The sequence below is a fragment of the Sphingomonas leidyi genome (assembly GCF_011761945.1).
Taxonomy (GTDB): domain Bacteria; phylum Pseudomonadota; class Alphaproteobacteria; order Sphingomonadales; family Sphingomonadaceae; genus Sphingomonas; species Sphingomonas leidyi.
On the sequence record NZ_JAASQV010000002.1, the window covers coordinates 1042274 to 1057005 of the forward strand.

12 protein-coding genes are annotated in these 14732 nt (G+C 69.4%); 1 reads left to right on the plus strand and 11 read right to left on the minus strand.

Features of this window, described 5'->3' with window-relative positions; translation table 11 throughout:
* Nucleotides 1-18 precede the first annotated feature (18 nt).
* The 10 genes from FHR20_RS14705 to FHR20_RS14750 form a co-directional block, all read right to left on the minus strand.
* Nucleotides 19-1788, minus strand: coding sequence for a hypothetical protein (locus FHR20_RS14705; RefSeq protein ID WP_167300309.1), 1770 nt, complete (start codon nt 1786-1788; stop codon nt 19-21).
* 70 nt (nt 1789-1858) lie between these two features.
* Nucleotides 1859-3334, minus strand: coding sequence for a S8 family peptidase (locus FHR20_RS14710; protein WP_167300310.1), 1476 nt, complete (start codon nt 3332-3334; stop codon nt 1859-1861).
* Nucleotides 3331-4140 (minus strand): hypothetical protein, encoded by an 810-nt coding sequence (locus FHR20_RS14715; RefSeq protein ID WP_167300311.1) that lies wholly within the window; start codon nt 4138-4140, stop codon nt 3331-3333. Before FHR20_RS14715 ends, FHR20_RS14710 begins: the two co-directional genes overlap by 4 nt.
* On the minus strand, nt 4137-4394 hold the full coding sequence (locus FHR20_RS14720; RefSeq protein WP_167300312.1) for a hypothetical protein: 258 nt from the start codon (nt 4392-4394) through the stop codon (nt 4137-4139). The genes FHR20_RS14715 and FHR20_RS14720 overlap by 4 nt, the downstream gene beginning before the upstream one ends.
* On the minus strand, nt 4391-5380 hold the full coding sequence (locus tag FHR20_RS14725; RefSeq protein WP_167300313.1) for a hypothetical protein: 990 nt from the start codon (nt 5378-5380) through the stop codon (nt 4391-4393). The genes FHR20_RS14720 and FHR20_RS14725 overlap by 4 nt, the downstream gene beginning before the upstream one ends.
* Before the next feature lie 85 nt (nt 5381-5465).
* Complete coding sequence (locus tag FHR20_RS14730; RefSeq protein ID WP_167300314.1) at nt 5466-8744, minus strand: papain-like cysteine protease family protein; 3279 nt, start codon at nt 8742-8744, stop codon at nt 5466-5468.
* Nucleotides 8745-8747: 3 nt separating this feature from the next.
* A complete protein-coding gene (locus FHR20_RS14735) occupies nt 8748-9179 on the minus strand; it encodes a DUF3467 domain-containing protein (protein ID WP_167300315.1) in 432 nt (143 codons plus the stop codon).
* A gap of 140 nt (nt 9180-9319) precedes the next feature.
* Nucleotides 9320-10282 carry a sigma-54 interaction domain-containing protein gene (locus FHR20_RS14740; protein ID WP_208413594.1) on the minus strand — a complete coding sequence of 321 codons (963 nt, stop codon included), beginning with the start codon at nt 10280-10282 and terminating at the stop codon, nt 9320-9322.
* A gap of 370 nt (nt 10283-10652) precedes the next feature.
* Nucleotides 10653-11021, minus strand: coding sequence for a hypothetical protein (locus FHR20_RS14745; RefSeq protein ID WP_167300316.1), 369 nt, complete (start codon nt 11019-11021; stop codon nt 10653-10655).
* A 61-nt stretch (nt 11022-11082) separates the two neighbouring features.
* Nucleotides 11083-11646 (minus strand): helix-turn-helix domain-containing protein, encoded by a 564-nt coding sequence (locus tag FHR20_RS14750; protein ID WP_167300317.1) that lies wholly within the window; start codon nt 11644-11646, stop codon nt 11083-11085.
* A gap of 91 nt (nt 11647-11737) precedes the next feature.
* Here FHR20_RS14750 and FHR20_RS14755 point away from each other — a divergent pair, with 91 nt between their 5' ends.
* Nucleotides 11738-12193, plus strand: a complete 456-nt coding sequence (locus FHR20_RS14755) for a DUF6456 domain-containing protein (RefSeq protein ID WP_167300318.1) — start codon at nt 11738-11740, stop codon at nt 12191-12193.
* Here FHR20_RS14755 and FHR20_RS14760 read toward each other — a convergent pair.
* On the minus strand, nt 12186-14666 hold the full coding sequence (locus tag FHR20_RS14760; protein ID WP_167300319.1) for a DUF2339 domain-containing protein: 2481 nt from the start codon (nt 14664-14666) through the stop codon (nt 12186-12188). The genes FHR20_RS14755 and FHR20_RS14760 overlap by 8 nt on opposite strands.
* Between the last annotated feature and the right edge of the window lie 66 nt (nt 14667-14732).

Genomic DNA, 14732 nt, shown 5'->3' on the forward strand with positions numbered 1-14732 from the left:
TTCTCCTCCAGCCCGCGCTCAATAGCCGGCGTAGCGGGACGGGGCGTGCCCGTTCGCCCGCGGCGCCTGGTCATAGCCCATGCCCATGCCGAGCCCGGCGCTGTCGAGCAGGTCGCGCGCGATCGACGGGATCTGGATCGGCCGGCTCGTCATGTTGGGTGCCTCGCGCGGCTGCGACATCTGCTCGATGCGGCCCTCGTCCATCGCCGAGTCCGCGAGCCACATCTCGCAGGCATTGACGAGGTCATAGTCGTTGGGATGCGACACCGCCGACTGGCCGCGCGGGCGGGTCGGCGGGTTGCCGACGATGCCGAGGTCGACCATCGGCGAGGTGGGATCGCGCAGCCGCTCGGTATTGCCGGCGATCCATGCGGTGATGATCGCGCCGCTAGTGGCGAGCATCCGGTATTTGGAGCTGTTGCGCGCGCCGCCCAGTTCGGTCTGGGCGACCTGGTCGATCACGCCCCACATGTCGTTCGCGCCGAAGGCCGAGAGCAATTCCCGGTCCTGCAGCAGCGCGATCATGTCGTTGATCTGCTTCTGGAGGTCGGCCGCGGCATAGAAGGCCATGCCATAGCCGTGCAGCGACATGTTGGTGGCCAGGTCGCGCGCCGCCTTCTTCACCTGTTGCTGGTTGACGGCCATCGGCGTGGCCGCGCGGATCAGCGCGTCGACGCGCGCTTCCCGCACCAGCGTGGAGACGGAGGAGACGAAGCGCAGCCACAGGTCCTGGAACTCGGTGTTGACCTTGATGCCGGGCTGGCCGGTCGGCAGGCCGAGCATCATCGCGTAGAAGCCTTGGCGTTCGCTCTCGCTCATCCGGTTCGGTGCCTCGCGCCAATAGCTGTAGAGCTGGGTGCCGGCGGGCCCCTTGACCAGCGCGAGATCGCCGCGCTGCGACATCTCGACCAGCTTGTCGACCACCTGGAACGCCTTCAGCTCCTCGAAGGCGGAAGCGAAGATGAACGAGCCCATCAGCTTGCAATGGCTGGCGACGACTTCGAACGCCGTGGTCGCCTCCAGGTCGGGCAGGTCGATCACGATGTCGTGCATCGCCTGATCGTCGCCGAGCGCCTGGACCTTGTCGAACTGGTCCTCGACCAGCCGCTTCAGATTGACGTCGCCGGCAGTCACGCCGCGATCGACCAGCCCTTCGAACACGCGCGCATATTCGGCGGAAGAGACGCCGGGCTGCTGCTTGTCGCCCTGGATGTTGACTGCAGCGGCGACCTGCTTGAGCGTGCGCTCGGCGAGCTCCAGCCGTCCCGCGATGCGGCCCACCGCCTTGAACAGGCCCTCTCCGAAGGCCGCGCTGTTGGGATCCGCCGGATCCGGCCGCGGGGTCTTGAGCTTGCTCTGCTCGACGGCGATCAGCTGCGGCAACGGCGTGCCGTTATACTGGAGCAGGCCGAGGATCAGGCCGACGCGGGCGACTTCGGCATCGCGCTCGGCTTCGGTCGCGTTGTCACCGGCCATTTCCGGGAATTTGAGGACCCCGCCTTCCTGCTCGACGTCGCGCGGCCGAAGCCCGGTATCGGCCGAGGCGAGCGCGGCGCGCACCGTCGCGAAGAGGGGATCGAAATAGAGCCGGTTCTTCTGGGTGCCGTCGATCAGCGCCTTCAGCTCCTTGACGCGTGCCAGTTCGGCGGCATCCGCCTGGCTGAGCTGGCCCAGCTTGGCGAGCCGGGCGGTGAGATTTGCATGGCTGTCGAGAATGGCGTCGCGGGCGGCTTGCTCGCGCTTGGCGATGTCGACGAAGCGGATGGTCGGGATAAGGATGTCGGCCATTTTCAAAGTTCCTTTTCGAGATCGATGTCCTTCGTTTGAGGCGCGGGGGCGCTAGCGCGCAGGGCGGGCTCTAGCCGTCATCGGCGCCTCCCAATTCGGTGGTGTCGTCGGCGTCGATCGCGCGATCGAGCAAGGCGAGCGCACGCGCCGCATCGAGGATGCCGGCGCCGTTGCCGTCGGCGATGTCGGCGCGGTGGGGCTGGGCGCTGGCGATCAGCACTCTCCGGATCGTTTCCGGATCGAGCGCGGCGGCGCGCTCCTGCGCCCGGGCGACGAGCAGGGCCGCCGCGCCGGCGACGAAGGGCGCCGCGAAGCTGGTGCCGGTGGCGCGCTGATAGCCGTCGAGATCGGCGGTGCGGATATTCACGCCCGGCGCGCACAGCGCGACATGGTCGCCACTGGTCGAGAAGCCGGCGACCCGGCGCTCGGCATCGATTGCGCCGACCGCGATCACCTGGGGAAAGGCGGCGGGCCAGTAGACGCGCCGGTCGCCGCTGTTGCCCGAGGCGGCGACGAGCGTGCAGCCGCGCTCGGTGGCATAGGCAACGGCCTCGGCATGGGGCTTGGGCATGCCGGGCTCGATCGCCTCGTCATCGGTGCCGAAGCTGCAGTTGATCACGTTGGCGCCGAGCTGGGCGGCCATCACCAGCCCCATGTCGAGATCGCTGATCGCACCGATGCCGATGGGCTTGTGATCCGGCGGCTGTGCCGCACCGAGCGAGCGGATCGGCAGCAGGCGGCAGGCACCGGCGACGCCCGGCGGCAATCCCGCGCCGCTGCCGCCGATGATCGCGGCGCAGGCGGTGCCATGGCCGACATAGCGATCGGTGGGATCGGTATCGGCACCCTTGTTGTCGCCGAGCAGCCGGATGCCGGTGGCGAGCTGGCCTTCGCTCAGCTGCACCGTGTCATAGCCGCGGCGGAGCCGATCGCCCGTGTCCAGCGCCTGGCTGGAGAATTCGGGGTGATGCGGGTTGATGCCGCTGTCGACCACGCCGACGATCACGCCGCCGTCCCCCGCGCAATAGGCGAGCGCCTGGCGCGCATGGATCATGTCGCGCGGGTCCCAGCCCTGATTGTCGTCATCCTCGTCGCGGCGGGGAGGATGGGCGAGCCCATCCAGGCCGACCGTGCAGAGATAGTTGGGCATCGCCGATTCGACGATGTCGAGCTGCATCAGCGAGACGGCGAGCGAGCCGATATGGGTGTCCGGCTCCACGTCGAGGCGCAGCACGCGGGCGATGCCGCTGATCTCCTCGGCTTCGCTATAGCCGCGGTTGCGCGCGCCGATCGCGTGGAGCGCCTGGGCGGCGGCGTGGAGGCGGGAGACGCGCAGCGTGCCGCCGAACGACTTGACCACCCGGTCGAGTATGTCGTGCCGCGTGGTCTCGGCGGGCTGGGCGGCGCGGCGGCGGACGTCGAGCGCGGCGGGGATGCCGGCGGGCACTTCGCCCAGCTTCAGCCGCACGAGCAGGCTGCCGGGCGCGGCATAGGCGCCGGCGCGGTGCGCCCAGGGCTGGACGAGGCGGCCGAGCCGGGCGGTCATGGCTGGCCTCCGTCGAAGCCGTTGGAGGGCGGAGTGGAAAGGGCGCGGCGCGGCGCCTGGTCGAACCACAATTCGGTCGGCGCGCGGGGGTCGTGGGTCAGGCTCATCTGCCCGGCGAGCTGGTCGCGATCGGGGGCCAGGACGAGCTCATGGTCGTGCGCCTGGACGATGTCGACCGGGCGACCGGCAATCGTCACCTGGGGCGGCATCCCGCCGCGCAGCAGGTTGCGGCCCTTCACTCGCAGCCGCTGGCGCAACGCGTCGGCCTGGTCGCCATCGTCGGCGCCGTCGCGGCTGACATCGTCGACCATCGGACGCGAGGCGCGGGCGAGCACCTGCTCGAGCTTGTCCGGCGCCAGCCGGGTGATCCGGCCGACCGAATTGGAGAGGCCGCGGCGCTCGAGCTCGTTGAGCTTCTCGACGGTCCGCACGCCGATGCCTTCCAGGCGGCGGCGCTCGGCGGGGTCGAGCTCGTCGCCCAACGCCGAGAGCGGCACGTCGTTCTTGTCGTCGACCGAGAGGGGGACGGCATTCTCCTCGATCATCGGCTTGGTGATCGCAGTGAAGACGAGATGGAGGACCGTGGGGTCCTTGTCGCTGGGGCCGGCCGGGCGGATGCGCAACTCGCCCTGGTTGAGCTCGAGATGCGCCTTCAGGTCCATCGAGATGTCCCGGATCGCGAAGGTCAGGGGCAGCCGGTCGTTCTGCGCCTTGAGCGTCATGCGGGCCTGGGCGGTATCGAGCTGCGACTGCACCGCCTGGATGAAATCCTCGAGCGCCACCGCTTCGCCGGTCTCGCCGATCATCGCGCCTCCTCCACCGGCAGCGTGCCGATGCGGAGCGAGAGGCGGCCGATCGGGCGATCGAACCAGGTGCGGGTGCGGGTGCGCGGCAGGTCGGCGCGGACCAGCGGGCCGGCGGGGCCGGCATCGACCCGGGCCTCGATCGGCAAGTCGAACGTGATGCCCGTCGCGCGCACCCCGACCGTCGGCAGCGCGGCGATACCGTCGAGCAGCTCGCCGATCAGGTCCTCCAGCGGGCGGGGCGCAGCCTGGGTCATGCGGCGCCTCCCGGTGGCGCGACGGGCGGCGCCGTCGGGGCGGGAGCGGGCGCAGGCCCCGGTGGCGGCAGTGCGGCGGCGGGCGCCTTGGCAGCTATCTGCGCGGGGCGAGCGGCGCGTTCGAGCAGGGTGCGCCGCGCATCGTCGACGAACCGGTCGAGCGGCAGCGTCTCGCTGGCGAAGTTGATCTTCACTTCGCCGAACAGCTCGGCGTTGAGCTGGCTGTCGGTCTGGGCATTGACACCGACGGTCGAGACCTTGGTGACCGGCGCCTGATACGACGTGCTGCCGCGCGTCGACCAGCTGCCCGACGGCGTCGCGTTGCCGGGATCGTCGCTCACTGCATAGTCGACCACGGTCTTGTCCGCTGCCGCCGCGCGGAAGCGCAGGCGCGCAGTGATCGAGCCGTCCTTCACGACGATGCGGTTCATGCCGAGCATCACCAGCGTCGCCAGGGTCTGCATCCGGTCGCCCGCCAGCCGGTCGCGCGCCGCCGGGACGAGCTGCTCCTCGATCAGTTCCGGAGTGAGCTCCTGGCCGCCCAGGCCGAAATCGGAGAGCCAGGCCGGCGCATTGCTCTCGCCCGACTCGCCATTGGCCTTGCGCGGCACCAGCGTACCCTCGGCATCGCCGCGGGCCAGCCCGATATCGCCGGGATATTGCGCGATCAGCCAGTCGCGCGCCTGATTGGCGGTGACGTTCTCGTCGCGGAACTGGGAAAGCGGCTTCGATATCGCCGCGACCAGATCGGCATAGCTGTCCATCTGGCGGATCGAGGAATCCACCATCGCGTCCCAGGTGCCGTGGATCAGCGAGGCGACGAAATCGGGAAAGTTGAGTTCGTCGGAGAGCGCGCCGGCACGCCGGCCGATGGTTTCGGTCGCGGGCGGTGCCTTGCCGGCTCCGGATGGCGCGCTCGCTCCCGGCGCGTCCTGCGGCGTGGGCTGCGGCTGTGCGCCGTCATTGCCCCAGAACGAGCCCGCCATGGCGTGCGCTGGCGTGGCGACGTGACTCGCCTGCCGGGACGTGGCCGCCGGAGGCGGCGGAAGGGGGCGGGCACCCGGCATCGGATCACGCGTATGCGAGCGGGCGGGCTATGCTGGTCGGCGTGCCGCCGCCGGGCCGCGAGTGCTGGACCCAGCGGCTCTCGATGTCGTGGGTGCCGTCGGCGTAGAGCGTGATGCGCGAATGGGCGACCTGATCGTCGGCGATGACCTCGTCGAACGTATAGGTGATGTTGACGTGCAGCGCCGGCACCCGCGCCGGTCCCGTCGCGCTGGCATGCGAGCTGCGGGCATAGAGCCGTGCGTCGTCCTCGATCGTCGCATTGACGGTCAGGCCCCAGCCGGCGGCATCGTCATGGCCGATATCGTCGATATAGATATGGCCGAGCGAGGTGCCGTTGTACTGCCAGCGAATCCGCAGCCAGCAATAGATGTCGTCCAGCCCGAAGGTGCCGCCGACCATCGGCCAGTCGCGCAGCTCGATGGCGCCGTCCTGGAAGGCGGCGGCGCGCGCCGGCGCGCGGTCGCCCGGATGCTTGATGCCGTTCCAGCTGGCGAGGTTGGTATGGATGTCGCCGCTATTGGCCGCGATGATCTGCACCGCGGTGCCCGCGATCGTGGCGGCGGCGCCGATGTCCAGCGCGCGGGTGCGGGCGGGCGGCGGCGCGGGCAAGGTGCGGGGAGCCGCCATCGCATAGCCGGCAGGCGCGGTGGTGCCGCCGTTGATCTGGCGCCCGGCCGGGACCCCGCCACTCAGGATCTGCACATTGACCGGATTGCTGCCCGAGGCCGCCATCTCATACTCGGTCTGGAAATCCTCATAGCGCAGGATGTAGCGGCTGCCGCGCGCATGGGTGGGGGCATAGTCGCCCGGGCTGCCGGGGCTGCCGACCGGGCGATCCCAGGGATCGGCGATGCGCACGAAATAGTCGCCGCCGCTCGAATACATGCCGACGACGAGCACGGCATGGCCCGACAGGATCGTCGAAGTCGCGATCTTGCTCACATAGAGCGGGCCGTTGTTCTCGATCAGCGCGGCGAAGCCGTCGGGCGCATAGCATTGCGGCGGATGCGCAGTGAGGCCCAGCCTGGCCGCGGCGGCGGCATGCTCGGTCCAGGGCAGGCCCTGTTCGATGTCGTTGCCGCAGCGTTGCGCGATCGATTCGGGCGAGACGCTGCGTTCGTCGCGCCAGCCGAGCAGCATGGCGATGGTGGTGGCCCAGCAGCCATTGCCGGTGGGCTGCGGGATGAGCTGCACCCCGTCCCAGTTGATCGACCAGTCGGCCGCGGCCATCGCTCCGGCCGTGCGCGCCGCCGCCATCGCGAAGCCCGAGGGCGCGCCGGTGCCGGTATCGGGCTGGCGACCCGCGGGGATGCCGGCATAGATGATCTGGACATAGGCGGGGTTGCCGTCCGCCGCCATCTCATACTCGGTCTCGAAATCCTCGAACCGCAGGATGTAGCGGCTGCCGCGCTCGTGCGTGCTGGCATAGGCGCCGGGTGCGCCGGGCGTGCCGACCGGGCGATCCCAGGGATCGACCACGCGGACATAATATTGGCCGCCATCCTCGTACATGCCGACGACGAGCACGGCATGGCCCGACAGGTTGGCCGCGCTCGCCATCTTGCCGACATAGAGCGGGCCATGGCGCTCGATCAGGCTGAAAAAGCCCTCGGGAGTGTAGCATTGCGGCTGGAGCGTCCCCAGGCCCAGCGCCGCGGCGACGGTGGCACGCTGATCCCAGGGGAGTCCCTGCTCGATGTCGCGGCCGCAACGCTGCGCGATCGTCGCCGGCTCATAGCATTTCTGGTCCTTCCAGCCGATCAGCATCGCCAGCGTGGTCGCCCAGCAGGCATTGTCGTTGGGCTGGGCGATCCAGTCAACGCCGTTCCAGTTGATGCTGCGGCTCGTCGCCTGGGCGCGGGCATAGGCGAGCGCGCTTGCCGAGGCGCGCAGCGGATCGGGCCGGCTCGCGCTCTCGAGCCTCTCGAGCAGTGGCGTGACCGCCGCTTCGGCCAGGCCGAGATCGAGCGCTTCCCCGATCCGCGTGGCGAACGCGCCGCCGATCCGGCTGGCCCGGTCGCGCGCGCCGAGGCCGGGCAGGGCCGGGGGCACATAGGCGGCCTCTTCCTGCCCGAATTGCAGTGCGAAGCCCGCGCCGATCGAGACCGCGCCGCCGATGCCCTGGTCGGCGCCGTCGAGCCACAGCTCGGCGCCGACCACGAGCTCCTCGCCGACATTGAGGGCTGCCACCTTGCGCAGACCGGCAAAGCCGTCGATGCCGCCGGCATTGTAGCCGAGCTTGAACCGGGCCTGGAGCGCGAGCTTCAGATGCTCGATAAAGTCGCTGACGCCCTGCGCGTCGAAGCTGGAATCGGCAGTGCCGAACAGCGCGGCCTGGCCGTCGGGCGCGAAGACGGCGCCCACGCCGCCGCCGAATACCGGCGTATCGAGTGCCGGGCCGACCGAGATGGTCACGCTGCTGCGCGCCGCGAGCTGGGGCAGCGCGGCGAGGAACGCGTTGAGCGGGTTGATCAGCCCGGTGATCCCGAAGCCCGCCTGCCATGCGGCGACGAAGGTGCTGCTGGCGGCGCCGAACCGGTAGAGGCGGGGCGGATTGACTTCGCTGCCCGCCGTCGCGGCGGCGGTGCGCACCTTCTCCATGATCCAGCCGAGCGCATCGCCGGCGCCGAGCCCCGATGCCATGTTGAGCGCGACGTTGCCGCGCGATCCCGCCGCCATGGGGGCGGACCGCGCGAGGCCGGCGCTCTTCGCGGGGATATCGGGCATCGGGCCGAAGCCGTCGTCATAGGTGCCGTTGCCGCCCGGGGCCGCCGGCGCGCGCGTCGCGGCGATCGGCGCGGAAGCCGCGGGCGGCGGCGCGGCCGCGCGGCTGCCGGGCTGCGGGGCGTCGCCCGCCCATTCGAGCACCGGCGTGGTGCGCGGAGCCGTATAGCTACGGCGCAGGCTGCGCCCGGTGAAATTGCTGAGCGCGACATAGGGGCTGCCCTCGCGCGGCAGCGCGTCCACGTTCAGCCCGCCATTGCCGGCATGGCCGGTCGCGAGCCCGAAATAGATCTTCTGGCCGCCGATGAAGCGCGCGAGCACTTCGGACGGCACCACGAACACGCCGTCGCCGCGCGGCACGCTCAGCCGCCCCTGCTCGTCGCTGCAATAGAAATTGGCGGCGGTGCGATGCGGCTTGTTCGCGGGATCGAACAGCGAGACATCGGTCGCCAGCACTATCTGCATCTCGACATCGGGCCGATCGACGCGAACGGCGAACCCCAGCATCGGGAACCGATCGCTGACCTCCATGCGATTGGGACGGATCTGAGCAGTCATGGATCACCTGTCGTTGCTGGAAGGGGAATTGCGGCCGGCATCGTCGCCGGGAGCCGCATCGGATCGCGTGCGCGCAGCGCGCAGCGCGCGGGCGCGCTCCTCGAAGTCGCCGATCGAGGAGAGGACGATGTCGAAGGGGCAGCTTTCCTGGCCGATCTGGGCGACCGGCCCGTTTTCGCGCTCATGTTCGTGGACCGAGCGGGCGAGGAGTTCGGAAAGCATCTTCGCATAGGGCGGGGTGAGCACCAGCCGCGTGTGGATGGCGATCGCGCCGACGCCTTCGTTGCCGCTCGGATAATATTGGCCGAGGTCGATCAGGAATTCGAAGGGGTTCTGGCCGAGCTCGAAATAATTGACGTAGCTGGCAGGCGCGCGGGATGTCTCGGCGCGCATCGCCGGGTCCGCATCCCTGTCCGCCACGCTGCCCTGATTCATCCGGCATGCCTCCTGACGGATCAGGAGCAAGCCGTGTGCCAGACGATGAAATGACTTTATAACAAAGGGTTATCCGGTCAGCCAGCATAGCGCTGCGTAACAATGGAACGGTGCGGGCGTATCAGGGTTACGCGCGCCCGTTACAGCGCGGGACCGTCCTCGAGGCCTTCGGGGCCGCCGCGGGTCATCTCGTACTTGGTCATCTTGCGGTAGAGCGTCATCCGCGACCAGCTGAGCGCGCGCGCGGCCTCGGCGCGGTTCCAGTCGGTGCGGTCGAGCGCGGCGCGGATGCGGGCGCGCTCGTCCTTGCCCGAGCGATCGAAGCTGCGCTGCAGCCGCACAAAGGCATCGGGAATATGGTCGCGCCGGATCGCGCCGCGCGGGGGATCGATGAAGACCGCCTCGACGAAGTTGCGCACCTCGCGGACATTGCCTGGCCAGTCATAGTGCATCAGCAGGTCGAGCAATTCGGCATCGGGCGCGGCGACGTCGCAGCCGCAGCGGCGATTGAAGCGTTCGATGAAGTGCGTGATGTAGAGCGCGATATCCTCGGTTCGCTCGGCAAGGTCGGGCAGAGTCACCCGGGCGACATTGAGCCGGTAATAGAGATCGGCGCGAAAGCTTCCTTCCTCCACCTGCTGCTCGACGTCGCGGTTGGTTGCCGCGATCACGCGCAGATCGACCTTCACCGGCTTCTCGCGCCCGATCGGCTGCACTTCCTTCTCTTCCAGCAGCCGCAGAAGCTTGACTTGGCTGAACGGCGAGAGCTCGCCCACTTCGTCGAGGAACAGCGTGCCGCCGGCGCCGGCGATCACCGCCTTGCCGGTTTGGCTGCGCACCGCCCCGGTGAAGCTGCCGCGTTCGAACCCGAACAGCTCGGCCTCGAACAGGCTGTCGGGAACCGCACCGCAGTTGATCGCGACGAAGGGCGCGCAGCGGCGCTCGCTCAACGCATGGATGGTGCGCGCGCAATGTTCCTTGCCGGTGCCGGTGGAGCCGGTGATCAGCGCCGGAGCGTCGCAGCGCGCGATCTTGGGAACGATGGTGCGCAGCCGCACCATTGCCTCGCTGTCGCCCAGCAATCCGGTCACGAGATTGTCCACGCCCGCTCACCCGACAGCATTGCGCGCCCGCCCCGGAGCGATACCGGGGACGTTCGACCATGAGAACACGGAAAGACGCGGCGCGTCTCCCGGAACTGGCAATGTACATGTGAAGCAGCCGCGACCCCTTGGCGGCCATGATATCTAAGGCGACTCGACAGGCTGTGGATAACTTTAACAGACCGGACAGTCGACTCCTATTAATGGTGGATACTTCGTCCACTCTTCCGCCGATATCCGATTTCGGAATCGAGACCGTGCGATTCGGGAAATCCGGCCGGGCCGGATCTTTCGTCGGGCGCATCGACGCGAATGGCGGAAGATCGCCCCTGCGATCCCCCGCCATTCGTGTCGATGCGCGGCCGCGCGATCAGTTCGCCGTGAAGACCGTCGCGCCCGCAGGGTTGTACTTCACGGTAACGTAGGAATTGTCGCACACGTTGATGCCCATCCATACGCTGTTGCTGTTGTCGGCGAAGTTGAGCTTCAGGTCGTACTTGCAGACGGTGCCCTTGTTGAAATGCACTGTCATCCGGGCGCCGGGCTTCACCGTCGCATCGTCCTTCTTGAAATCGGGATCGACCTTGTTGGGTTGCCAGGTGGTGGTGCCCGTCGGCGCGATCTCGACCGTCTTGATCGCCTTGCCGGTGTTGTTGATCAGCACGAAATCCCAATCGTCCGCCATTGCGGGCGTTGCGATCACGATTGCGGCAATTGTCGCCAGACCCAGTTTCAGCATGAAATGCCCCTCCTGCTTTTGCCGGCAAAATGCGCCTGTCCGCGACACTCCGCAAGCCGATTCAGAGGGGACGGACCAGGCGGATCGCTTCGGCGATCCAAGCAGGGTCGGCCACCACTTGCTGGCGGGCGCCGGCGCCGAGAGGGAGGAGGTGGAGCCGGTCGCCCTCCCGCCCGATCAGCCGCCCGAACAGGAAGCGTCCCGCGGGGCGAGGCACGAGCACGTCGCGGTTGAGCGCGCCGGCAAAACCCTCGGGCGCCAGCGTGCGGCACCAGATTTCGTCCCCGGCGCGATAGTCGCCGATCCCCGCCGCCACCGCTACCGCGACCATGCCCGGCTCGGCATGCGGGGGCACCATTGCCGCCGGCCTGCGCGGGGCCTGGGCGCCGGCATTGTCGAGCATGGCCGCCACCGGGATCTCCGGCCGTTCGGGCAGCCTGACCAGGTCGGCGCTGTCCACCCCGAGCGCGGCGGCGATGCGATTGAGCCATCCAACCGAAACGGTGCGGGTGCCCATCTCCAGCCGGCCGATCGTCTGCGCCGTGGTGGCGGGCACGCAACGCGCCGCCACTTCCTCCAGCGTGAGCCCCTTGGCGCGGCGCACTTCGCGGATGGCTGTGATCATCGACACGTCTCCTAACCAAATCGGTTTTCTTCTTTCCTACAATCGAGCCTTCATGGCAAGAGTGCGAGATTGGAACAAAAGGAGATCATCAATGCGCGAGCTGGTGGAGCGGACGATCGAGGATGGGGCGGGACTCCGGCGGCGGGTCACGGTGAACCAGGCCGAATCGCCGCTGGCGTGGCTGGCGGCGCGCGGCCATGTGTGCGCGCGGCAGCTCGAGGCGGGGGAAAGGCTTCGTGCCGATTACGAGATGGCGGCGCTGGGGCCGCGCGTGACCATGCGCTGGGACGCCGCGTCGGCGGCGCGGTTGCCGGGCGGCATGCCGGAACGGCTCGACCCCAGCTTGGCGCAGATCGCCGCGCGGCGCCGGTTCGACGGCGCGACGACGGCGGCTGGTGCCGGGCTGGCCGACATATTGTGGCGCGTGGTCTGTGCGGGCGAGGGATTGGGGCCGGCGGAGAAGGCGCTGGGCTGGCCGAGCCGGGCGGGCAAGCTGGTGCTCTGCTTCGCGCTCGATCGCGTCGCCGATTTCTACGGCATCAGGTGAGCGGTTCCGGTGCCGCGGCGCCCTTGCCGACGAAGCGGCCATAGGCCCAGCCGATTCCGATCAGCGCGATGCCGAGGCCGAGGAAGGAAAGGATGCGCAGCAACCCGTCGAGTGCCGCGGCATCGATCAGGAATACCTTGAAGGTGACGCCGGTAAGCAAGGCCAGGCCGAAGACGCGCAGGTCGCGTGCGCCGGCGGCAATGCCCCGCCATAGCCAGAACAGTGCGAGCGCCAGCATCGCGGCGCTGTATCCGCCATTCTCGCCGGTTCCGATCGGGCCGGTGAGCAGGTTGCCATGCGCGGCCTGGCGCACCGCCGCCAGCACGGCCAGAAGGGCGAGCAGCGCCGCGCCCGGCCGCCAGCGCGGGGGCAGGGTCCACAGCCAGAAGCTGGCGAGCGCGAGATGGAGCACGGCGGCGTTGAGGAGCGGCAGCGGGCCGACCGCCTGGGGCTCCGCCAGCGGCGTGAGCAGCAACAGGTCGAACCACAGGATCCGGAACAGGCCGAGCGCGAGCAGCACATGGCCGAGCGTGACTGCCCTGGCGCGGCGAAGGAGCAGCCAGCCGGCGGCGAGGCAGGCCTGGGTGAGCAGCGCGCGCTCGACGAAGCCGAACGTCTCGAAGCGCGGGAGGGTGGCGATGGCGAGCGGCTGCTTGGCGAGCGCATAGAGCAGCAGCACGCCGAGCGTGACGGCGAAGAGCGACGCGACTCGGCGGACCCGGCCGAACTGCGCGGGATCGAGGAGCAGCGCGGCGGCGAGCGCCACCGGCAGCGCCAGCTCCCGGAGCAGCTCGGGCAGGGCGGGGAGCAGCGCATAGGTGAGCCGCTCTCCGGAAAGCGAGGCGAGGATCAACTCGCTCAGCGTGCCGAGCGGTAGCGCGGCGGCGATCAGCGCGGCAGCGAGAGGATAGGCGGGCAGCGCATAGAGCCGCGGCGCGCGTATCTTGTGCGCCCACCAGGCGAGGGCGGCGGCGATGCAGGAAAGGGGCAGCGCGAGCCAGTCGCCCGGTACGAACTGGCCCAGGCCAAGCCCCGCGAGGAAGGCCGCCAGCGCAGTCGCCGGGACGAGCAGCGAATGCGTGCCGTCGGCACGGCTCCGCCAGGCCAGGCCGAACACCGCGGCTGCAGCCGCCAGCTCGATCCCTCCCCATTGCATGGCGGATAGCAGCTCCGGCGCGCGCAAATGGGCGATGAGGAGCGGACCGGCGGTGCCGAGCAGCGCGATCCCCGCCCAGAGCGGATGGCGCCGTGCCAGTGCATGGCCGGGCACGGCGAACAGCCCGGTGGCGAGAATGGCGGCGACCGGCGTGAAATTGGGCGCGCGCAGGTCGATCGCGAGCATTTCCAGCACGAGCAGCAAGACACAGGCGGCAAGCGCGCCGGGAAGATAGACCGTGTCGCGCCAGGCGAGGAAAAGCGCGGCGGCGGCGAGGGTGAGGTAGAGGCTCCAGGCGAGCCAGCCGAAATCGAGCGCGGGGGCGAGTATGGCGAGTTGCAGGCATCCTGCCACCAACGGGGCCAGACGAAGCCAGCGATTGCCCGCGCCGGTCGCCGGCAGCGCCGCGCTGGCGCCGATCGCGAGCAGCATGGTGAAGGCGCCGACGGCGGAAAGATCGCCTTCGCGCGCCACCAGCATCGCGATCAGGAAGTTGACCCAGGCAAAGCCCGACGCACAGGCGGCCAGCGCCAGCCAGGCCCAGCCGCGATGGATGGCCAGGCCGAACAGGGCGGCAGTGAACAGCGCGAGATAGACGAGCAACGGGCCGATCCCCGCGGCGTCGAACCCGGCGACCAGGGGTGCGGCGAACCCGCCGATCAGCGCCATCGCCGCGGTGGGCGGTCCGTGGCGCAGCGCCAGGGCGAGCGCGCCGCCGGTGATCAGCAGCACGAACAGGAAAGCGGCGGGCGGTGCGATCAGATGGTAGAGCGCCGCCGCCATGTAGAGCGTGCCGTAGAGGCTCGCGATGCCCGCCCCGGCCAGTGTCTGGGCCACGCGTGGATCGTCGGCGGTGGCGCGCAGGCGCCGCACGACCTCGCTGCCCGCGATCAGTGCCGCGCCGAACAGCGCTGCGAGCACGGTTCGCGTTCCCGGCCCGAGCAATCCGCTCTCGATGGAATAGCGGACGAGGAAGAAGCCGGCGAGCACCAGGGCGGCGCCGCCGATCCAGATCGGCAATCGCCCGCCGATCAGCGTCTCGAGGCTGAACTGGGGCAGGGGGCGCGGCTCGACTCCCGTCCGTGCGGGCTCGTGCTCCGGCTGGGCTTCGGCGACCCGGCTCGGCGCTTCGATCGCAGGGGCGGGGGGCGTCGAGGATTCAGGCGAGCGCGCCGATGTCTCGGGTGCGGCATGGTCGCGCGCGGCGATCAGCGATTCGACACGGCGCAGTTCTTCCTCCAGAAAGGCGATGCGCCGCAGCACGACATAAAAGGCCGCAGCCGCGCCCAATATGAGGAGGAGAGTGAGAGCAATCACGCATCCCCTCTTCGCATAGTGGAGCGCACCTGTCGCGCATTAACCAGTTGCAAATGGCAACTGATT